Below are 21,245 nucleotides of genomic sequence, written 5' to 3'. Positions count from 1 at the left end.
AATCGCAGCATTTGCCAGCGGCTTTGAGCGGTGGGTCGAGACCCACCCTATCAGCATTGGATGCATCAACCGTGTCGCTACGCATCGGTCATCGGGTGGGTCAAGACCCACTCCATGCGCGGGGCGGGATCAGATCAGCCGCAGTTTGTATTTACGGCCCTTGATGTTGGTATTGGCCAGACGGGTTTCGGCCTGGTGCGCGATGCGGCGGTCGACGGCCACGTAGGTCGAGAAATCAAACACATTGATCTTGCCGATCTGCTCGCCTTTAAAGCCCGCCTCGCCGGTCAGTGCACCCAGAATGTCGCCGGGGCGGATTTTGTCTTTGCGGCCGGCGGCTACCACCAATGTGGCCATCGGCGGCAACAGCGGGCCGTCGTTGGCGATGGTGGCTTCGCTTAGCTTGAACCATTGCGCCTTCAGCCCGTGCTGATAGTCCTCGATCAGCTTTACCCACTTCTGCTCGTTCGGCGCGGCCAGCGTAACGGCCAGGCCACGCGCGTTGCCACGGCCGGTACGGCCAATGCGGTGTACGTGGATTTCGCTGTCTTTCGACACATCAACGTTCAGCACCATATCCAGCGATGCAATATCCAGCCCGCGTGCGGCAACATCCGTGGCCACCAGCACCGAAATACTGCGATTGGCAAAGCGCACCAGAATCTCGTCACGATCGCGCTGTTCCATATCGCCATACAGCGCTTCGGCCGATAAACCGGCGTCACGTAATTGCTCGGCCAGTTCGCGGCAATGAATTTTGGTATTGCAGAACGCCAACGTCGATTCGGGCCGGAAATGCTTGATCAGCTGCGCGGCGGCCGCGTTGCGCGCGGTGTGTTCCACTTCGTAAAAACGTTGCTCGATGCGGCTGTTGTCGTGCTGCGCTTCAACTTTAACTTCGACCGGATTGCGCAAAAACGCCGAGCTTTGCTTGCGCACGTCTTCGGTATAGGTGGCCGAAAACAGCAGCGTCTGCCGCCGCTCCGGGCATTGCTGCACGATATTGATCACTTCATCGTAAAAGCCCATATCGATCATGCGATCGGCTTCATCCAGCACCAGCGTATTCAGGCGACGCAGGTCCAGCGTCTCGCGATACAGATGGTCATGCAGACGGCCCGGCGTGCCGACGATGATGTGCGCGCCATGCTCCAGCGAGCCAATCTGTGGCCCCATCGGCGTGCCGCCACACAGTGTGATGATCTTGATATTGTCCAGATGGCGCGCCAGTTGGCGCAGCGATTTGGCCACCTGATCGGCCAGCTCACGCGTGGGGCACAGCACCATGGCCTGGATGGCGAACAGCTTGGGGTTCAGGTTATGCAGAATGCCCAGGCCAAAGGCGGCGGTTTTGCCACTGCCGGTTTTGGCCTGCGCGATCACGTCTTTGCGTTCCAGGATCAGCGGCAGGGCTTTGGCCTGGATCGGCGTCATCTCGTGATATTCCAGGCTCTCCAGATTGGACAGCTGGGCCGGGTCGAGCGGCAACGAGGAAAATGCGGTTTTAGCGTTCAACTTGATACTCGATATCAGGCCGCGGACGGCCAGGGGGTCAGAATTTCGAAGCCGTCTTCGGTGACGGCAATCATGTGTTCCCATTGCGCGCTCAGCGAGCCGTCGCGCGTGACCACAGTCCAGCCATCCGGCAGGCCGCGCACGCTGGAACCACCGGCGTTGATCATGGGCTCGACGGTAAACGTCATGCCGGCGCGCAAGCGCAAACCGGCGCCGGGGCGGCCGTAATGCAGCACTTGCGGTTCTTCGTGATACACGCGGCCGATGCCGTGGCCGCAATAGTCGCGCACCACCGAGTAGCCCGCCGCTTCGGCCAGCGTCTGGATGGCATGGCCGACGTCGCCCAGCGTAGCGCCCGGTTTAACCACTTCGATGCCGGCCATCATGGCTTCAAACGTCACATCGCTCAGGCGCTGCGCTTCGGGCGACGGTGTGCCAGCGTAAAACATGCGGCTGGTATCGCCATGCCACCCGTTTTTGATGACGGTGACGTCGATATTAACAATATCGCCCTCGCGCAAGATTTCACGCGGGCTGGGAATGCCGTGGCACACCACGCTATTGATCGACGTGCACAGGGTTTTGGGAAAGCCGTGGTAGCCCACATTGGCGGGCGTGGCTTTCTGGGTTTTGGTGATGTATTCAAAACAACGGCGATCGAGTTCTTCGGTCGACACACCGGGTTGCACGTATTCCGAGATCATCTCGAGCACTTCGGCCGCCATCTGGCCGGCGACGCGCATGGCGGCAATCTGCTCGGGCGTCTTGATCGTGATAGCCATTCATAGTCCTTAAAGCGCGGGGGCAGCCGCGATTATCCCGCGTTAGGGCAATTTATGCATGGTGGATTGCCCGCGTCGGTCGGACCGCGGCGGCGGGTTTCAGCGTCAGCGCCACACCCGCGTGCATGAATTGCGCGCAACGGGATTTTTATGCCATATGATTGAAACAGACAATACGGTCACGCAGCGCCTGGGAGAAGACCGATGATCAAGCCAAATTCCACTGGCTATTTAATGGGGGCGACGCGATGGAGCGCCACGCTAGGGCTGGCTCTGGCCTGTAGCACCCCGCTTGGCCACGCGGCCACAGCCAGTGGCGTGGCCAATAAAACCGTGCAGCTGGTCACCACCGAATATCCGCCTTATATGAGCGAGAAAGCGCCCGGCCAAGGCTTGGTAATCCGCGTCGCGACGGCGGCGCTAAACCGCAGCGGCTATGAGGTAAAGATCAGCTTTCTGCCTTGGGCGCGCGCGCTGGATATGACCAAAGCGGGCGCGGTCGATGGCATTGTGGGCGTGTGGTATTCAGCGGAGCGCACGTCGTATCTGCAATACGCCAATCCGGTCAGCTCTACCCGTCTGGGTTTGTTCAAGCGCGTGGATAACCCGATTACCTTTTCCAACCTGGCTGAACTCAAGCCGTACACCATCGGCGTGGTGCGCGGTTATGCCAATCCGCCGGTGTTTGACGACGCGCATTTGCGCACCGAAGAAGCCAGCGACGACGAAACCAATCTGCGCAAACTGGCCGGCAAACGCGTGCAGTTTGTGCTGATCGAGAAAGGCGTGGCGCAAGGCTTGCTGAACAGCGTGGCGCCGCAGCTTAAAAACCAGGTGGTGTGGATGGAGCCGGCGGTGAACGTGATGCCGCTGTACGTGGCATTTTCCCGCAATGCCAAAAACCACGATGAACTGGTGAACGCGTTTAACCAGGGACTGGAAACGCTGAAAAAAGACGGCTCGCTGGCGCGCTGGTCATTTGAAGCCGGCGTGTGAGCCATAGGGTGGGTCTGGACCCACCACCCAAAGTGAGCAGAGAAGAGCGCGGCCCTGTTCGTCATCAAATCTGCTTTGATTCGTAGCCGCCGAAGGTCGCGGAAGACAAGCGACAAAATCGCAAACTTTGGCGTTCTTCTCATTGGCTTTGCGTGGTGGGTCTTGACCCACCCTATGCGGTGGCGGGGCTTAATGCACGCGGGCCAGCCGCTCGACCAGCACACGGTTAAACGCCGGAATATCATCCGGTTTGCGGCTGCTGATCCAGTTGCCGTCTTCCACCACTTCGCGGTCCACCCACGTGCCGCCGGCGTTTTTGATGTCGTCCTGCAAGGACGGCCAACTGGTCAGCGTGTGGCCCGACGCCAGGCCCGCCGACACCAGTAGCCAGCCGCCATGGCAAATCACCGCAATCGGTTTGCCGTTACGATCAATCTGCCGCGCAAATTCTTGCGCCTTGGGATCAGTGCGCAGCGCGTCTGCGTTGACCACGCCACCCGGCAGCAGCAACGCGTCAAAATCGGCGGCATTGGCGTCGGCCAGACTCAAATCCACTTTGAAGGTGTCGCCAGGCTGCACATGATTCAGCCCCTGCACTTCGCCCGCCTTGGGCGAGACCACCACGGTCTGCGCGCCAGCGGCTTCCAGCGCCTTGCGCGGCTCGGCCAGTTCGGCTTGCTCAAACAGATCGGCCACCAGAATGGCCACTTTAACGCCTTGCAACGATGCGGCTGCAGTCATCTTGAAACTCCTTGGTTGATGAATTTTGATTGGAATGGAGAACAAATAATCGGGCGGGTTGCCGTCGGTGGCATGCGATTAATGCGTGCGGTGATGCACGTGCGGTTCGAGCGCGATGCCGGCTTGCTGCATCAGCTCTGCCTTGCGCGCGGCCAGTTGCTGGCCGATGGCGTCCAGTTCCGCGCCCAGCGCCTTGCGCGCGGCGGGGAACATCTCGGCTTCTTCCTGCTTGATATGGTGCAGCACGTATTCGCTGAGCACGCTGACGCGCGCATCAAACATCGGATCGTCGGCGCGCATGCCCTCCAGCTGGTTGATCAGCGCACTGGCGCTGGCATGTTCCACCACGGCCTCGAACACCATGTCGGGGTCGCCCGAAGCACGCCGCACAGCCGGATAAAAAATCTCTTCTTCGATTTGGGTATGGATGCGCAACTCGGCGCAGGTTTGCTGCGCCAGTTGTTTTTTAAGCGCGGTGCTGCCCGCCATGCGGGCCTGGGCAAATTGTTTGAACAGCTTCTTGATTCTGAGATGGTCTTCCAGCAACAAACTGGTGGCGGCGTCTTTGCGCACCGCCAGTGCGCGCGCGGCCGGGCCGGTACGTGCTTCGGGTACGGCTTGGGGGAGCTGGGCCATGATTGCCTCCGGTTGTGTCGACAGACAGGGTTGGACGTTGCTCATGCTAGTGCCAGCGCCCCCGGCAAATTATCGGCGGGCCAGTGTTTGCGGCGTAAGACGACGTGAGTCAGCCATGTAGCCCCGCCCGGCGGCCACGCGAAAAAAAAGCCGACCCGCGGGTCGGCTGTAGAGGGCTACTACGGATTGCCCGGATTAGTGCGCGCGCATCACAAAAGACAACAAGATGCCCACCACACTGAAATCGGTGTCGCCAAAGGTGGTGCCAGCAAAGCCGATGGCGCCAAGGCAGGTCAGCAATACGGCGGGCAAAAAGCTGATCAGCACGCCGTTTACAAAGGCACCAAACACCGCACCGCGCAAACCACCGGTGGCATTGCCATAGACGCCCGCCGTGGCGCCGGTAAAGAAGTGCGGAATCAAGCCCGGCACAATCACCGCCAGGCCCAACGCCGGGGTAATGAACATCGCCACCAGCCCGCCGACAAAGCTGGACATAAAGCCAATGACCACGGCATTAGGCGCGAACGGAAACACCGCCGGGCAATCCAGCGCCGGCTTGGCGTTGGGGATCAGCTTGTCCGAGATGCCTTTGAACGCCGGCACGATTTCGGCGATCAGCAAACGTACGCCCGCCAGAATAATGTACACGCCAGCCGAGAACACCAGCGCCTGTTTGATCGAGAACACCAGGAAGTTAACGCCGCCCGACAGACTGGTTTCGATAAAGGTCGGGCCCGCCACCAGCGACACCACGATAAACAGGATGCCCATGGTCAGCGCCATCGAGATCGAGGTATCGCGCAAAAAGCGCAGCGATTCGGGCACTTTGATGTCTTCGGTGCTGCGGCCTTTTTTGCCGATCACTTTGCCGACCAGGGCCGCGGCGATATAACCAAACGAACCAAAATGTCCCAGCGCAAAGCTGTCGCTACCCGTGACCTTGCGGGTAAATGGCTGCGTCAGCGCCGGCATGATCACCATCAGCAAACCCAGCATGGCGCCACCCACCAACACCAGCGGCACACCGGTCATGCCACCGGCGCTCATCACCGCCACCAGCAGGCACGCCATAAACAGCGTGTGATGGCCGGTCAGGAAGATGTATTTCAGCGGCGTCAGGCGCGCCAGCAGCAGGTTGACCAGCATGCCCAGGATCATTACATAGGCGGTTTGCGAGCCAAATTGCTTCATCGACAAGGCGACGATGGCTTCGTTGTTGGGGATAGTGCCTTTCAGGCCGAAGGCGTGGTCAAACACCTGGCGAAAGATATCGAGCGACCCCACCAGAATTTGCGCGCCCGCGCCCAGAATCACAAAACCGAGAATGGTTTTGATGGTGCCCGCCACCACGTCGGCCACTTTGGCTTTTTGTAGCAACAAGCCCAGCAGCGCAAAAATCCCGATCAGGATGGCCGGATCGGAAAGAATATCGAGTATGAATTTGATCATTTTGGTTTAACTCCGATAAAGCTTGAGGTGGCGGTGCGGGGTGGCTGATACGCCAGGGCGCGCCGCCATGCAGCAGCCGTACTACGGACCGTCATCAAGCAGGTTTATTTGAGAAAAGGCTCCAGCACGGCCTTGATCTCAACCTTGTCCATGATGTTTTTTACCGACGCCACCTTGCGGCTGCCGTCGTCCAGGTTATCGATGATTTCGCGCGCGCCCAGAAACAGATCGGCGCTTTCGCTCTTGGCGGTAAACAAGTCGGCGTGGCTGACTTGCGCATCGCTTTTCAGTTCTTTCAACACATCCTTGACGGCCATTTCCAGCATCAGACTGCTGCCCAGACCATTGCCACATACGATCATGATTTTCATGGTGTTTCTTCCTGCGAAGGGTTATTCGGGTTGGGATGCGATCAGTTCGAGGATCGCTTCGGCGGTGGTGGCGGCCTGCAATTGCGCAAAGCGCGCTTCGTCCATGATCAGCCGCGCCAACTGGCGCAAAGCGCGCTGGTGGCTATGGTTGTCGGTGGCCGAAAAGGCAAACAGCAAGCGCGCGTGATGGTCGGGGTCGTCGCTGAACCTGACCGGGGTGGTGGTCTTGAGCAGCGCCATGGCGATGGCGCGGGCGCCTGCTTCGGGGCGGGCATGCGGAATTGCCACATCGGGCGAGATCACAAGATACGGGCCGATTTTTTCGACGTTTTCAATGATGGCGTCGATATAGCCGGCTTCGATGGCGCCGCGTTCCAGCAGCGGCTGGCACGAGACGCGCACCGCGTCGCGCCAGTCTGCAAAGCCGTCGGCAAAGCGGATGCTGTAGGCGGGCAGGATTTCGGTAAGCATTGCGTTTTCCTTGTGGGATGGCGTGGATTGCATGTTCCACCCCGTCAGAAAATGCATAAATCGGAAAAATACCCATAATTGGCAAAAAATGCGGGCACGGGCATAAAAATTAATCACAGTGCGCCACAACAACTTTTGCGTTTTTAAATCACTGATTTCACATTATTTATCGGGTCGTCATGTAGCAAAACCGGGCCAAGGCCGTCTGCGTTATGCCGCTTTATTGCTAGTATTGTTTCGGCGCATAATTATGCACGCCTGCATAATAAAGATTGCTTCATGCCCTCGCCCATCAGTTGGCATTTCGGCCGTGCCGAACTCGCCAGCATCCCCCTTGCCGCCTTGCACACCGGGCTGGCACAAGCCGTCACCGTGATCGCCCCGCGCCAGATGGGTAAATCCGAATTCCTGCAACAAGATGTGCTGCCGTATGCCGAACAAAATGGCTGGCGCGTGCGCTATTTCAGTTGCGCCTCGGTGTCGCCGCGCGTGCTGCAACGGCGGCTGGAAGAAGCCATTTCGGACTTCGCCGCCGGCGAGAAATGGTTGATGCGGCAATTTGCGCGCTTGAGTGGCCAGAAGGCCGAAGCGCGCCCCGGCCTGGCGGCGCGGTTAGTGGGCGAACTGGCGCAATTGCGCGGCGAAAAGAAACGTTCGTTGTTGTTGCTTGATGACGTTGATCGCGTGCTGCAACTGCCGCAAGGCGATGCATTCCTGCGCGAGATTTTGTCGGCGTTTGCCAGCACCAACGGCCAGGCGCGGCTGATCCTGAGCGCCACCACGCAAAGCGGCCAGCAAGGCCTGCCCGCGTTGCTGCAACAGCACAGCATGATTGTGGCGCTGCCCGATATTGGCGACGGCTTTGTGCTGCATCTGGCACAGCAATATCAGCAGCTCACGCAAAGCAAACGGCAAAACGACACGCTGTTTGGCAAGCTGGGCAGCCCGTATCAAGGCATTACCTGGGGCCAGGCCGATGAGGGCATTCTGCTGGATGCGTTTCAGCGCTTGCAGCGCATTCCGTATTACTTTCGCGCTTTGGTGGAAGACCTGGTGCTGAACCCGGAGCGCTCGCCCGCCGAGGCGTTGCAAACGCAACTGGCGCGGCTGCAGCGGCATCGCGTGTCGGTGTTGTCGTGGGAAGAAATGAGCCGACTGGACCGGTTGTTACTGGCGCAGATCGCGCAGGGCTTAACGGGCTTTTACGGTAGCGAAATGCGCGCGCATCTGGCCGAGCAAACCGGCAGCGCGCTAGTGTCCACCTCGCAAATCCAGAGCAGCCTTAAAAAACTGATCCGCAATCGCGTACTGGCGCAAGACAGCGCCGGGCGTTTTCAGATTATTGATCCGCATCTGGCCGTGGCGCTGGCGGCGGGCGGCGCCACCTTGCAGACGGCGGTGTAGTCACACCCTGCATGGCCCACTGCGCCCGTGGCGCGATCAGATCGGGAAAAAGATTGCGTTAACATTGATCGGCAAGACGGCGATGGCAGGTCAGGATCAACCAACCCGCTACCGCGGCCCGCACTGAGGGGTGACCCCGGGGCGGCGCGTCAGGCGGCGTCAGAGACGGCGGCGGCTTCCAGGCCGACGGCGCGCAATACCAGCGCGGTGACTTCTTCGGTGGCGCGTTCAAACCAGGCTTTGGTCAGGCGCGAGGTATCGGTAACCATGCGGATCTGCGTTTCAAAATCCGCGTAATGCTGCGTAGTGGCCCAGATCAGAAACATCAGCGTCTCGCCATGCACCGGGGCAATTCGGCCTGCGGCCACCCAGTGTTCGATGCGGGCAACGCGATCCTGAAACCACGGTTTGACTTCCTGCAGCATCATTTCGCGCAAATGCGGGGCACCCGCAATCATCTCCAGCGCCCAGATCTTGGAACCCTTGGGACGACGACGCGCCAGTTCCATCTTGGTCCGCACATAGCCAGCAATGGCTTCTGCCGGATCATCAGTCTGGTTAAAGCTCTCGGAAGCTTGCAGCCATTCTTTGAACACGTCTTGCAACACGTGTTTGTACAGCACTTCTTTGGTACGGAAATGGTAATGCAAGGTGGCCTTGGGCACGCCCGCACGTTCGGCGATCAGGCCGGTGGTGGCGCCTTCCAGGCCGCGCGTGGCGAAGACGTCTTCGGCACTTTCCAGTAAAGCCGCCACTGGGTTCGTGCGCGCGGCAGTCACAGCAGAAGCGGTTGCAGCTGTTGGCATAGGGGTTTTCCATAACAGACAAAGGGGGCGCTGTATTCTACCGGCAAACCAACGGCGGTCGGCAAGCGACAACTGGCGGCTGTTGCAGCCACGCCGCCGTGTTGCATTATTAACTGCTGATTTGAATACAACGCTGTACGTACAAGTACCGCAGAAATGTTGCGCAAATACACTGCTGACGGCTAACTTAGCCGCGCCCCCTATCGGATTAAACGCTTTATGCAATTGCAACGCCATTTTGCTTACTACGCCACCACGTCGGCGCTGTTAGCCACGCTGTCTGGCTGCGGCTCGATGCATATGCCATCGATGCCGAGCATGTCGTTGCCATCGATGAGCTCGCTTAATCCATTTGGCGACAGCAAACCCAAGGCCAGCGCACCGCCGTTTGAAGTGGAAGTGTTGGCCATCAATGACCTGCACGGCCATCTCGAACCCACCCCGTTCCGGATTCCGGACCCCGACCACCCCGGCCAGATGCGCACCATCATGGCGGGCGGCATTCCCGCACTGGGCACGCTGGTGGCGCAGGAACGCGCGCGCACGCCCGACTTTGTGTTTGTCGGCGTGGGCGATCTGATCGGCGCCAGCCCGCTGTTATCCGCCTTGTGGCGTGACGAGCCGACCGTGGACGCCATGAACGGCATGGGCATGGCTTTCAGCAGCGTGGGCAATCACGAATTCGATCAGGGCAAAGACGAACTGCAACGCATGCAACGCGGCGGCTGCGGCTCCAATCGCCCGCAAAAGGCCTGCAAATTTGCGCGCCGTTACGCCGGGGCCAAATACACGTGGCTGGCCGCCAACGTTATCGAAGATCGCACCGATAAACCGCTGCTGCCCGCCTATGCCATCCGCGAATTCCAGGGTGTAAAAATCGGCTTTGTCGCCGCTGTGCTGGAAGACACCCCGCGCGTGGTGGTGCCGTCCGGCGTGGTCGGGCTGCGCTTTGAAGACGAAGCGGATTCCATCAACCGCATCGTCACCCGCCTGAAAGGCATGGGCGTCAACAGCGTGGTGGCGCTGATCCACCAGGGCGGCGAAACGCCCGACCACTTTGCGGTGCAGGATTGCAGTACCTTGCGCGGCGATATCGTCGGCATAACGCGCCGGCTCGACCCCGCCGTGGTGGCCGTGCTGAGTGGCCACACCCACCAGGGCTACAACTGCCGCGTTAACAACACGGTGGTCACGCAAGCCGACGCGTACGGCCATCTGGCCACGCGTTTGACGCTGTCGGTCGATAAAGCCAGCGCCAGCGTGGTAGGCGTTAAAGCCAACAACCTGGTGGTCGATGCCACGGCGCTCGCGCCCGACCCCGCCATGCAGAAAATCCTCGACCGCGCGCGCGAAATTACCGAACCGGTGATCAAACAGCCGGTGGCGCAATTGGCCGTGCCGCAACTGACGCTGGATACGCCGGGCGGCAACGACAAAGGCTCGGGCGAATCCACCTTGGGCGATGTGGTCGCGGACGCCCAACTGGCCGCCACCCGCATCTACGGCGCGCAAATTGCCATCACCAACCGTGGCGGCCTGCGCGCCCCGTTGCCCGACCACGTACCCGCCATCGATAACAGCGTGAGCTGGGGCGACGTGACCGCCAGCCAGCCATTCAATAACACCCTGCAAGTGATGACGCTAAGCGGCGCGCAGCTTAGAACGCTGCTGGAACAACAATGGCTGCGCCACACCAACGCGCAATTTGTGCTGCAGATTTCCAACGGCTTCAGCTACCGCTGGAAAGCCAGCGCGCCGGTCGGCAATCGTGTGCTGGATATGAAATTTGAAGGCAAACCGGTACGTGCCGATGGCGCCTACCGCATCGCGGTGAACAACTTCCTCGCCGAAGGCGGCGACGGCTTTGTCGTACTGAAAGAAGGCACCAACCGCCTGGCCCCGGGCGTGCTGGACAGCGACGCGCTGGCGGACTATCTGAAAGCCTCGGCCGACCGCGGCAAACCGGCCGGCTGGGCGCAACCGCAAGGGCGGATTGTGCGGGTGGATTAAGCGTTGACGCCACGGCCTGACAACGCTGCGCTGCTCGGCGCCATCCTCGCGCTGGATTTACTGACTCTACCCACCCACACCGAACAGGCGGGCGACGTATTTGATGTCGCCCAACATCGCGCCAGCCTGGCCGCCGCACTGGCCAGCGCGCAGGTAGTCACCGTGGAGCGCAATGGCCAAGTGGTGGCTTATGCCCTGCTGCTGCCTGATACAGCCGATTGCGCGTTCGTATCCGGCTTTTGCATCCACCCCGACTGGCGCAATGCATCGGTGACGCAGGCGTTAGTCAGCGGCGTGTTCAAACTTGCGCGCAGAGCAGGCGTGTCGACGCTGCGCAGTCACGTCTACAAAACTAACGCGCTCTCGCTGGCTTTCCATCACAGGCTCGGCTTTACCATCACACGCGAAAACGCCAAAGCAGTGGAGTTTCACTTGCCGCTGGCCAACGTGTTGCAAAGCGCCACCCTGCGCAGGATTGCCGTGCGCGCTGCTTGAAGTTGCCCCGCCGCCTTCGGTGGGTGGGATATCGTCATTGATGATCTGTCGAGCAGCGATATCGCGCTGTTCCGCAGCAACTATCCAGTACTGGGCGCCACGCCCATCGACAGCTCGGTAACGGCATTCGACCGCGACGCCGTGCAACGCTGGTGGGATGGCACCAATCCGCCCGAAAAGACGGCCACTAGCTGCACGCCGGGCCAGGCTGCAGCCACCACAGCGACCGCCGACAAGGGCGCTGATCAGAAAGCCTGCTAAAACCGCCAGAACGCGGCTCGCGTACCGATCCCGTCTCGATCGGCCGCGAGCAACATCACTTGCCGCAGGCGCACAGTAAACGCGGGCCCCTGCCGGACGCCGGCGCGCTGTTGTAACCCTACTGTCCTGACTGTTGCAGAGTGCCCGGCCGCCCGCACGCTGCCATTGCCTTGACTATGGATCCCAGGCAACAGCGCAGCGCATTGCCGCACCCCACAGCGCGTCGGGGCGGCTGCAGTGCGGTCAGGTTGCAGGCCGCCGCAACGGAGGAAGCGGAGTGGGCTTAACGCCCATGCGCATTCCGAGTAGCGCCGGACTGCAAGATGACCGTGCTGCAGTCGCCCAACAGCTCCGCAACGGAGGAAGCGGAGTGGGCTTAACGCCCATGAGCATTCCGAGTAGCGCCGGACTGCAAGATGACCGTGCTGCAGTCGCCCAACAGCTCCGCAATGGAGGAAGCGGAGTGGGCTTGGTGCCCATGCGCATTCCGAGTAGCACCGGACTGCACGATGACCGTGCTGCAGTCGCCCAACAGCTCCGCAATGGAGGAAGCGGAGTGGGCTTGGTGCCCATCGCATTCCGAGTAGCGCCGGACTGCAAGATGACCGTGCTGCAGTCGCCCAACAGCCACATAAAAAAAGCCCCACGGCATAAACCGCGGGGCCGAACGTGCTTGCAGATCGCTGCCGCAACCAGCAAACCAGGAGAATTTCAGCTTAGTCCAATCCTCGCGTCATGCCAGTTCGAGCGCACGGCCGGTGCGATCAAACAGCAGCGCGTTGGCGCTGTCGATATGGATGCCGACCACATCGCCCACGCGCGGGCTGATCGCGTCGGGGGCCATGCGAATCGAGAACGAAGCCTCACTGCCAGCCAGTGCGGTGTGCACCAGCTGGGTGTCACCCAGGTTTTCCACCATGTCCACGCGCGCTTGCAGGCCAGCGGCGGCGGGCACCACGCGCACGTGTTCGGGGCGGATGCCGAGCGTCAGTTGGCTGGGCAGCGTGCCGACCGGCGTGCGACCGAAGTCGAGCGATTGATTGCCGCCCAGCTTCAGTTGCAGGTTGCCCGCCACCGCGCCTGCGGTTTCGACATCAAGAAAGTTCATCTTGGGCGAACCGAGGAAGCCGGCGACAAACGTGCTGCGCGGCTCGCGGTACAGCTGGATCGGCGGGCCGACTTGTTCCAGCTTGCCCGCGTTAAACACCGCGATGCGATCGCCCAGCGTCATGGCTTCGACCTGATCGTGCGTCACGTAAACCATGGTGGTGCCCAGTTCACGATGCAGCCGCGCCAGCTCGATGCGCATTTGCACTCGCAGCGAAGCGTCCAGGTTCGACAGGGGTTCGTCAAACAAGAACACCTTGGGCTGACGCACGATGGCGCGCCCGATGGCCACACGCTGGCGCTGGCCGCCCGACAACGCGGCGGGCTTGCGATCCAGCAAATGCGTAATGCGCAGCACTTCGGCGGCGCGGCCCACGGCTTCCTTGATCGCGCGCTTGTCCATGCCGGACAGACGCAACGCAAAGCCCATGTTCTCGCCCACGGTCATGTGCGGGTACAGCGCATAGCTCTGGAACACCATGGCAATACCGCGCTCGGACGGATGCAGTTCGTTGGCGCGTTCGCCCTCGATCAGCAAGTCGCCGCCGGTGATGTCCTCCAGGCCGGCAATCATGCGCAGCAGCGTGGATTTGCCGCAGCCCGACGGCCCGACAAACACCACGAACTCGCCCTTGCCCACTTCCAGGTTCAGCCCTTCGATCACCGGCGCGTTATTGCCATACGCCTTTTTGATATTGCGTAGCGACAGACTAGCCATGGTTGCCCCGCTTTTGTTGGCTGACAAATTCGCGATACCAGTGCGCGCTGTCTTTCAGCGTACGTTTTTGCGTGTCGTAATCGACGTGCACGATGCCAAAACGTTTGGACAAGCCGGAATCCCATTCAAAGTTATCCAGCAAGCTCCATTCAAAGTAGCCGCGCACATCCACGCCCTGGTCCATCGCGTCTTTCAGCGCGGACAAGTGTTGTTGCAGAAACTGGCTGCGTTGCGGGTCATGCACCGCGCCGTCTTCCACGCGATCCGGGTTGGCCATGCCGTTTTCGGTGATCAGGATCGGGGGCAGGTTCGGGTATTCGCGGTTGATGCGCACCAGCAGATCGGTCAAGCCCTTCGGGTAGATTTCCCAGCCCATATCGGTAATGCCCAGCGCGCGCGGCGGCTCGATCGGCGGGTTTTGCGTGCTGCACCAGGCGCGGAAGTAGTAATTAACGCCGAGGAAGTCGATTTTCTGGCCAATGATTTCAAAGTCACCCGGCTCTACCTTCGGGGCGGCGTCGCCATACACTTCCAGCGCCAGCGGCGGGTAGTGGCCCTTGAAGATCGGGTCCATAAACCAACCGGTAAAGTTTTCATATTCCAGCTGTGCCTGGCGCTTGTCGGCGGCGCTGTCGGTGGCCGGATCGGCATCGGACTGGTTCAGTACGATACCCAGTTGGGCCGAGATACCGAGTTCACGCAGCGCCTTGATACCCAGGCCGTGCGACAGCAGCAGATGGTGGGACACCTGGTTGGCCAGCGCGATATCGGTAAAGCCCGGCGCAAAGCGGCCATGAAAGTTGCCGAGATAGGCGGTGCACCACGGTTCGTTGTGGGTGGCGATGCTGGCAACGCGGTTGCCAAAACGGCGGCCGACTTCGGCGGCGTATTCGGCAAAACGGTAAGCCGTTTCGCGGTTGCCCCAGCCGCCCAGATCCTGCAGCGCTTGCGGCAGATCCCAGTGGTACAGCGTGACGTGGGCTTTCAGGCCCTTGGCGTCCAGCTCGTCCAGCAGGTTTTCGTAAAACTTGAAGCCTTCTTCATTCCATGCGCCCGAGCCCGCCGGTTGCACGCGCGGCCAGGCAATCGAGAAGCGATAAGCGTCCAGCCCCAGGTCGGCCATGATCGCCACGTCTTCTTTGTAGCGATGGTAGTGGTCGCACACCACGGTGCCATCGGTGCCGTCGATGATTTTGCCTGGGGTAGCGCAGAACGTATCCCAGATCGACGCGCCGCGGCCGCCTTCGGTAGTAGCGCCTTCAATCTGGAAAGAGCTGGTGGCAACGCCCCAGACAAAGTCACGCGGAAAAACGAGGGAAGACATGAGTAACTCCAGTTTCAAATGTAGAGCGACGGTGGTTTGGAAGACCGCGCCGGTACGCCTGCCAACGTGACCGGACAGCCAGATTCAAGTTAACAATTCGGTGCGATAGTCAAATCGCGGACGTAGCCCGCCCTGCCCGGCCGTGTAAAAACACAGCCGGCTGCGGGTTACGTTTTTGTTTTCAGGGGATGAGCTGACTTAGCCTTTGACGGCCCCTGCGGTCAGCCCGGCAATCAGGCGGCGCGAGAACAATACAAACAGAATCAGCAGCGGCAGCACCGCAATCGCCGAGCCTGCCATCACCGCGCCCCAGTCTGTATTGGTGGTGCTCTGCACGCTGCGCAGCGCCACCGGCAAGGTAAAGTTCTCGGGGGTATGCATGATTACCAGCGGCTGCAAGAAGCTGTTCCAGCTGGTAATAAAGGTCACCAACCCCAGCGTGCCCAAGGCGGGTCCGATCAGCGGCAGCACCACATTCCAGTAGATACGGAATTCGCCGCAACCATCGATGCGCGCTGCTTCCATCAGTTCTTTGGGCACGGCCGAGCCGATGTACTGGCGCATCAAAAAGATGCCAAATGCGCCGGCTGCAGCGGGCAGATACAAAGCCCGCGGTTGATCCAGCCAACCCAGCGCGTTCATCAACATAAAGGTCGGGATCAAACCCAGGAACGGCGGCAATAACATGCTGCCCAGCACGATGGCGAAGAAGAATTTCTTGAAGCGGAATTCATACATCGCAAACGCGTAGCCGGCCATCGAGCAAAAGAACAACGCCAGCACGGTGGTCATCGCGGCCACGTAAAAGCTCATGCCCAGGTTATGCCAGAACGGGATCAGCGCGTTGATGGCGCTGATGTTGTGCGCCAGTGCTTCGCCAAACCACATCGGTGGCGGGATGTGATAAATCGCCTCACGCGGTTGCGTGGCCAACACAAAGGTGAAGTAGAACGGCGCCAGCATCAGCACTGCGCCCAGAAACACGATCACCCAGGCTACGCTTTTACCGGTGGTGTTTTTCTTGGTGACGGCCATGTTCAATCCTCCCCGCCAGCCAGTTTGAACAAACGGTTATTGCCGTATGACAGCACCGCGATAATCACGAACATCACCCACGAAATCGCACATGCCGTACCAAAGTCGCTGAAATAGAATGCGGTGCGGTACATATACATGGCCGTGGTCATGGCCGCCTGGCCGGTGCCGCCGTTGTCGCCCAGCAGAATGAACGGCTCTTCAAACAACTGCAGGTTGTTGATCAGCGTCAGCGACACCGCAAAGAACATCATCGGGCGAATCATCGGCAGCGTGATATGCCAGAACTGACGCGTAATGCTGGCGCCATCCAGCGTGGCGGCTTCATACAGATCTTCCGGAATGGTCTGCATTGCGGCCAGGTACAGCACCGTATTCCAGCCCACATATCGCCAGAACACCACAAAGCTGACCGTCGGCTTGACCATCTCGGTGTTCTGCAGCCAGTCCACTTTGTGGTCGGGCAGCAGTTGGCCGATCAGCGGCAGGTGGTCGTGCAGGCTCATCAGGATGGCGTTGATGGCGCCGAAATCCTTGGAGAACAACGAGCTGAAAATCAGCGAAATCGCCACGCTCGAAGTAATAAACGGCAGAAAATACGCGCCCAGCACGATGTTGCGTCCACGCAGCAAGGTGCTGAGGAACGCGGCGAACGGAATCGCCACCAGATGCTGCGGCAGGCCCGAGGCCAGCGCGATATAGACCGTGTTACCCAGGCTCTTCCAGAACCAGCGGTCGGTTAACACAAACTTGTAGTTGTCGAGCTGAATCCATTTGATCGCGCCAAAACCGGCGGCCGGGTCCCACTGCGCAAAAGACAGCGTGGCCGAAAAAATCAAAGGAAACGCGCCGAAGATGGCGAAGATGATCACGAACGGGCTGATAAAAATATAGGGCGCCCATTTCCATGATTGAAAACGTTTGCGTCGCCGCGGGGCAGTAGAACTGGCGGCTGGGGACAACACGGATTCCATGCAAAAAACTCCGGTGTTCCGGTAAAAAATCGGCCGGGGAACACGCCGGCCCTGGAGTCGGGCGCCATCATCGGTAGCAGGCGGCAATGCGTTGCAAGCGGTGTATGCAGCATAACCAGTGGCAGCTGGTTACATTGCATGCCTGCTCGCGCGGTTCTTGCCGCCCGACTGCCTGCATCAGGCAAAACGCCCGCTGATGCTTTAACAACAATCAAACGTAAGGGTCAGACGCGCACCCTGCCCGGCTTAACGACGGGCGCGGCGTTCGACGTCGGCCTGGGCATCGGCCAGTGCGGCCTTGATGTCCTTGCCTTGATGCACAACCTGATCAAGCTGGTCGTTGATGATGTCTTCAGCAACGCCGTCGTTCTTGTTGATCGGGATTTCCGGCACATGCTTGGCCGCATCGCGCCACATTTCGCGCGCTTTCTGGCCACCCAGGTACGGCAGCGGCTCGGACATGCTCGGGTCATCCTGCGCGGCCTTCAGCGACGGGAAGGCATCGAGCGTCTTGAACGCCGCGATCTGTTGTTCGCGGTTGGCGGCCAGGAATTTCACAAATTCATAAGCCTCGGCCTTGTGCGTGGACTTGGCCGGAATCGCGTAGAAAGAACCGCCCCACGACGCAAATGCGCCTGCGGGCAGGTTGCACGAACGCCATTTGCCGCCTTGATCCGGCGCCAGCCAGTGCGCCAGATGGCCGTTGAGCCATGCGCCCATTGCTTGCGTGGCGATCTGGTCGTGCTGGAAGCCAGCCGCCCATTCGTTGCTCCACTGCTTGATGTTGCCGGCGATGCCTGCGTCTTGCGCTTCTTTGGCGTACTTGAAGGCGTTTTCAAAGCGCGGGTTGCCAGCAATGATCGGCTTGCCGCTCTTGTCAAAGTAGATGCCTTCGCCGTTCTTGAGGTTGGAACGGATATAGATGTCTTTCAGATCCACCGGGCTGGCCACCAGATACGCGCCGGTAGCGGCTTTGATCTTTTTGCCCGCGGCGATATAGGTTTCCCAGGACTTGGTCAGATCGGCTTCGGTTACGCCCGCCTTGTCCAGCAAGTCTTTACGATAAAACATCGTGCCCGGGCCGATATCGACCGGCAGCGCATAGACGTCACCGTTGGCGCCCTTGGCTTGCGCCCAGGAATAACCGGTGATCTGGCTTTGCAGCTGGCCTGCGTTGTACGGGGCTTTGGACAGGTCTTCCAGACCGCCCGAAGCGATAAACCGACCCACAAAACCGATTTCAAGACCCATCACATCAGGCAGGCCAGAGCTGGATGCCAGTTGCGTGGTCAGCGCGTTGACGTGGTCAACACGTTCGCGGCTAACCAGTTTGATTTCGACGTCCGGATGCAGTTTTTTATACAGTGGAATGGCCGTTTTTACGTCGCGATCCAGATCCGGAAAGCTGGCAACGGTAAGGGTTACAGCAGCCCAGGATGGCAATGCAGCAGCGCAGAGCGCGGACGCTACTGCCAGTCGTACAACTTTATTCATGACTCTCTCCAACGACATGAGGTTGTAGTAATATGAAATCGATTTCGCAGTTACTGTGGAAAAACGGCTTTTTTGCCGTTATCGTTGAAATCGTTTTCAGTTTTAGCCCTGGACGCATACAGCGGCAATAAGTTGTTCCATGTAGGTGCAAATTTTTCACTACATCTTGCAAGATGCTTTCAAGTGCACTGTTGCGGTGCACCAATCCCTGTAGAAACAACGGTAAACAACGCAATATGACGCTTGAGCAACCCGACAATTACAACGTAACGGTACAGGATGTGGCCCGCGAGGCTGGCGTGTCGGCCAGCACCGTATCGCGCTATTTAACTGGCGTGACGGCGGTTTCGACCACCAAGCAGGAAGCGATCACGCGGGCCATCGAAAAACTGAACTTCAAACCGAATGTGTTGGCGCAAAGCCTCAAAACCGGCAGCACCAAGACGATCGGCATCGTCACGCAGGACATCAGCTCGCCGTTTTTTGGCGAAGAACTCAAGGGCGTTGAGCATGCGATTTCCGGCACCGGCTATGCCCTGCTGATCGTCAGCGGCCATTGGCAAGAGCGCGAAGAGCAAGACCATGTGGAACTGCTGATTGCGCGGCGCGTGGACGGCATCATCATCTTTATGGCCACCAGTACCGATAAACAATTGCAATCAATCGCGCGCCAGGTGCCGGTGGTGTTTACCGGCCGCCGCATGGAGTCGCCGCGCGCCATTGGCCTGGCGGTGGATAACGAAGCGGCGGCGTATCAAGCGACGCAATATCTGATCAGCCAGGGCCACAAGCGCATCGCGCATATTGCCGGGCGGCTGGCGCAGCCCGATTCCGAAGCACGTTTGCAGGGCTATCGTCGCGCGCTGCTGGATGCCGGCCTGGAACCCGATCCGCGTCTGGTGGCAGTGGGTGACTTTACCGAAGCCGGTGGCGTGATGGCGATGACGCAATTGCTGGAATCGCGTGCGCCATTCAGCGCGCTGTTTGTGGCCAACGACCAGAGCGCATTAGGCGCGCGGCTGGCCTTGTACCGGCGCGGGATTCGCGTACCGGAAGAGGTGTCGATGATCGGCTTTGATGATCTGGCCGTCTCCAATTACATGCTGCCGCCGCTAACCACCATCCGCCAGCCCACTTTCGATATGGGCAAGACCGCCACCGAGACCTTGTTGAACATGCTGACCAACCAGGCGCAGACGGTGACGCATCCGCAATTTGAATTGGTGGTGCGCGAATCGGTGCGGCGCGTTTAAGCGTTTGATTGCTAGAATGGCGGCTGACTTTTTGCCGCCCGCCTCGCCATGAATCTGCCCCGCAAAGCCCCCGTTTTTGAACCCCTGATGATTGCCGGCCCCGTTGGCCAGCTCGAAGTATTGCGGCTGGAATCCGCCCTGCCCGAAACGCGCGGCATTGCGCTGGTAGCGCACCCCAATCCACTGGAAGGCGGCACCAATACCAACAAGATTGTGCACACGCTGGCCAAGACCTTGTCGCGGCTGGGCTATGTGGCGTACTGCCCCAATCTGCGCGGCGTGGGCCAGTCTGCAGGCGAACATAGCGGTGGCGTGCACGAGCCCGACGATATGGCGGCCGTGCTGGCGCAAGCGCGGCAGGATTTTCCGGGTGTGGGCAAGCTGGTGCTGTCAGGCTTCTCGTTTGGCACATTCGTGCAGTCGCAATTTCGCCTGCGCCTGACCGACGACGAAGTCGAGGGCATGATTCTGATCGGCCCCGCCACCATCCGCCATCAGTTCCCCGATGTACCGGCCGACACGCTGGTCATTCACGGCGAGCAAGACGAAGTGGTGCCGCTGCAATCGGTGTTTGACTGGGCGCGCCCGCAGCAACTGCCCGTGCTGGTGGTGCCGGGCGTGGGCCACTTCTTTCATGGCCGCTTGACCCAACTGGCTGATCTGGTTGACCGCGAATGGCGTAGCCGGATGCGCGCATGAACCTGACCGCCGGCCTGTTTCCCGCCTGGTTATGGATAAGCGCGTGTGTGATGGCCGCGCTGCTGCTGGCGCGCTCTATCTATAAAACCAACTGGCTGACCGTACCGCAATCCGAGCTGACCTGCTGGTTTGGCGGCACCGTGGTGATGCTGGTGCTGTGGCAGATGAAGGCCAATATTCAGCCCGGCCTGGCATTTCATCTGCTGGGCGCGGCCGGATTAACCCTGGTGGCCGGGCCAGATCGCGCGCGCATCGGCGTGGCGGTGGCGCTGGTGGCCGATATTCTGGATGGCCATGGCGACTGGACCGGCATCGGGGTGTCGTGGCTACTGACCGCAGGCATCCCCACCACGCTGACCTGGCGTTTGCTGCAACTGGCGCAAAAACGGCTGCCGCATAACTACTTTGTTTATATCTTCCTTAACAGCTTTGCCGCTGGCGCGTTGTCGATGTGGCTGGTGGGCATCAGCACCTGTGCGCTGCTGTGGGCCACCGGCGTGTACGCCCCGGATTTTTTGCTGGAAGAACAATTGCCGTACTACTTGCTGTTTGGTTTTCCCGAGGCTTTTACCACAGGCATGGTGATGACCATGCTGGTGATTTATGCTCCGCAATGGGTGGTGACGTTTGATGACCAGCTGTACCTGCGCAATAAGTAAAATCGCAAATCCGCGTGGTAAAAGTGGGTTCAGATAGTCCTT

At 59.9% G+C, this 21,245-nt stretch carries 20 protein-coding genes; 7 read left to right on the top strand and 13 right to left on the bottom strand.

Annotated elements, in window-relative coordinates:
• Positions 1 to 129: 129 nt before the first annotated feature.
• Both dbpA and map read right to left on the bottom strand, forming a co-directional pair.
• On the bottom strand, positions 130 to 1,515 hold the full coding sequence (gene dbpA / locus WG78_RS04765) for an ATP-dependent RNA helicase DbpA (protein WP_053936626.1): 1,386 nt from the start codon (positions 1,513 to 1,515) through the stop codon (positions 130 to 132).
• A gap of 14 nt (positions 1,516 to 1,529) precedes the next feature.
• Positions 1,530 to 2,297, bottom strand: a complete 768-nt coding sequence (map, locus tag WG78_RS04760; protein WP_053936625.1) for a type I methionyl aminopeptidase — start codon at positions 2,295 to 2,297, stop codon at positions 1,530 to 1,532.
• Positions 2,298 to 2,501: 204 nt separating this feature from the next.
• Between map and WG78_RS04755 the strand changes: the two genes are divergently transcribed.
• The gene (locus WG78_RS04755) at positions 2,502 to 3,293 is read left to right on the top strand and encodes a substrate-binding periplasmic protein (protein ID WP_083458768.1); all 792 of its coding nucleotides are present in this window, start codon (positions 2,502 to 2,504) and stop codon (positions 3,291 to 3,293) included.
• 189 nt (positions 3,294 to 3,482) lie between these two features.
• Here the strand turns inward: WG78_RS04755 and WG78_RS04750 are convergent, their stop codons facing one another.
• The 5 genes from WG78_RS04750 to WG78_RS04730 all read right to left on the bottom strand — a co-directional run bounded on the left by WG78_RS04750 (position 3,483) and on the right by WG78_RS04730 (position 6,964).
• Positions 3,483 to 4,034: a type 1 glutamine amidotransferase domain-containing protein gene (locus WG78_RS04750; protein WP_053936623.1), complete on the bottom strand. Its 552-nt coding sequence runs from the start codon at positions 4,032 to 4,034 to the stop codon at positions 3,483 to 3,485.
• Positions 4,035 to 4,112: 78 nt separating this feature from the next.
• Complete coding sequence (locus WG78_RS04745; RefSeq protein WP_083458767.1) at positions 4,113 to 4,670, bottom strand: hemerythrin domain-containing protein; 558 nt, start codon at positions 4,668 to 4,670, stop codon at positions 4,113 to 4,115.
• Between the two features lie 195 nt (positions 4,671 to 4,865).
• Complete coding sequence (ulaA, locus tag WG78_RS04740; protein WP_053936622.1) at positions 4,866 to 6,122, bottom strand: PTS ascorbate transporter subunit IIC; 1,257 nt, start codon at positions 6,120 to 6,122, stop codon at positions 4,866 to 4,868.
• A 104-nt stretch (positions 6,123 to 6,226) separates the two neighbouring features.
• Positions 6,227 to 6,493, bottom strand: a complete 267-nt coding sequence (locus tag WG78_RS04735) for a PTS sugar transporter subunit IIB (RefSeq protein ID WP_053936621.1) — start codon at positions 6,491 to 6,493, stop codon at positions 6,227 to 6,229.
• A 21-nt stretch (positions 6,494 to 6,514) separates the two neighbouring features.
• A complete protein-coding gene (locus WG78_RS04730; protein ID WP_161805069.1) occupies positions 6,515 to 6,964 on the bottom strand; it encodes a PTS sugar transporter subunit IIA in 450 nt (149 codons plus the stop codon).
• 279 nt (positions 6,965 to 7,243) lie between these two features.
• On the opposite strand from WG78_RS04730, the gene WG78_RS04725 reads away from it, so the two are divergent.
• Complete coding sequence (locus tag WG78_RS04725; protein ID WP_053936619.1) at positions 7,244 to 8,368, top strand: hypothetical protein; 1,125 nt, start codon at positions 7,244 to 7,246, stop codon at positions 8,366 to 8,368.
• A 149-nt stretch (positions 8,369 to 8,517) separates the two neighbouring features.
• On the opposite strand, the gene WG78_RS04720 is transcribed toward WG78_RS04725, so the two are convergent.
• Positions 8,518 to 9,174, bottom strand: a complete 657-nt coding sequence (locus tag WG78_RS04720) for a TetR/AcrR family transcriptional regulator (RefSeq protein WP_053936618.1) — start codon at positions 9,172 to 9,174, stop codon at positions 8,518 to 8,520.
• A gap of 219 nt (positions 9,175 to 9,393) precedes the next feature.
• Here WG78_RS04720 and WG78_RS04715 point away from each other — a divergent pair, with 219 nt between their 5' ends.
• Both WG78_RS04715 and WG78_RS04710 read left to right on the top strand, forming a co-directional pair.
• Positions 9,394 to 11,184 (top strand): bifunctional metallophosphatase/5'-nucleotidase, encoded by a 1,791-nt coding sequence (locus WG78_RS04715; RefSeq protein ID WP_053936617.1) that lies wholly within the window; start codon positions 9,394 to 9,396, stop codon positions 11,182 to 11,184.
• Between the two features lie 3 nt (positions 11,185 to 11,187).
• On the top strand, positions 11,188 to 11,679 hold the full coding sequence (locus WG78_RS04710; RefSeq protein WP_053936616.1) for a GNAT family N-acetyltransferase: 492 nt from the start codon (positions 11,188 to 11,190) through the stop codon (positions 11,677 to 11,679).
• 994 nt (positions 11,680 to 12,673) lie between these two features.
• On the opposite strand, the gene WG78_RS04705 is transcribed toward WG78_RS04710, so the two are convergent.
• The 5 genes from WG78_RS04705 to WG78_RS04685 all read right to left on the bottom strand — a co-directional run bounded on the left by WG78_RS04705 (position 12,674) and on the right by WG78_RS04685 (position 18,592).
• The gene (locus tag WG78_RS04705; RefSeq protein WP_053936615.1) at positions 12,674 to 13,765 is read right to left on the bottom strand and encodes an ABC transporter ATP-binding protein; all 1,092 of its coding nucleotides are present in this window, start codon (positions 13,763 to 13,765) and stop codon (positions 12,674 to 12,676) included.
• Positions 13,758 to 15,089: a GH1 family beta-glucosidase gene (locus WG78_RS04700; RefSeq protein ID WP_053936614.1), complete on the bottom strand. Its 1,332-nt coding sequence runs from the start codon at positions 15,087 to 15,089 to the stop codon at positions 13,758 to 13,760. Before WG78_RS04700 ends, WG78_RS04705 begins: the two co-directional genes overlap by 8 nt.
• A gap of 198 nt (positions 15,090 to 15,287) precedes the next feature.
• Positions 15,288 to 16,124, bottom strand: coding sequence for a carbohydrate ABC transporter permease (locus WG78_RS04695; protein ID WP_053936613.1), 837 nt, complete (start codon positions 16,122 to 16,124; stop codon positions 15,288 to 15,290).
• 2 nt (positions 16,125 to 16,126) lie between these two features.
• Entirely contained in the window at positions 16,127 to 17,098 is a 972-nt protein-coding gene (locus WG78_RS04690) for a carbohydrate ABC transporter permease (RefSeq protein WP_053936612.1), read from the bottom strand.
• Between the two features lie 246 nt (positions 17,099 to 17,344).
• Positions 17,345 to 18,592, bottom strand: coding sequence for an extracellular solute-binding protein (locus WG78_RS04685; protein WP_053936611.1), 1,248 nt, complete (start codon positions 18,590 to 18,592; stop codon positions 17,345 to 17,347).
• 236 nt (positions 18,593 to 18,828) lie between these two features.
• Between WG78_RS04685 and WG78_RS04680 the strand changes: the two genes are divergently transcribed.
• The 3 genes from WG78_RS04680 (at position 18,829) to WG78_RS04670 (ending at position 21,203) form a co-directional block, all read left to right on the top strand.
• On the top strand, positions 18,829 to 19,845 hold the full coding sequence (locus tag WG78_RS04680) for a LacI family DNA-binding transcriptional regulator (RefSeq protein ID WP_053936610.1): 1,017 nt from the start codon (positions 18,829 to 18,831) through the stop codon (positions 19,843 to 19,845).
• A gap of 87 nt (positions 19,846 to 19,932) precedes the next feature.
• Positions 19,933 to 20,544 carry an alpha/beta hydrolase gene (locus WG78_RS04675; protein ID WP_236691976.1) on the top strand — a complete coding sequence of 204 codons (612 nt, stop codon included), beginning with the start codon at positions 19,933 to 19,935 and terminating at the stop codon, positions 20,542 to 20,544.
• Positions 20,541 to 21,203 (top strand): energy-coupling factor ABC transporter permease, encoded by a 663-nt coding sequence (locus tag WG78_RS04670; RefSeq protein ID WP_053936608.1) that lies wholly within the window; start codon positions 20,541 to 20,543, stop codon positions 21,201 to 21,203. Before WG78_RS04675 ends, WG78_RS04670 begins: the two co-directional genes overlap by 4 nt.
• The last annotated feature ends 42 nt before the right edge of the window (positions 21,204 to 21,245 follow it).

Source organism: Amantichitinum ursilacus, from assembly GCF_001294205.1.
Classification (GTDB): Bacteria; Pseudomonadota; Gammaproteobacteria; order Burkholderiales; family Chitinibacteraceae; genus Amantichitinum; species Amantichitinum ursilacus.
This window is presented reverse-complemented; position numbering and strand designations above follow the sequence as displayed.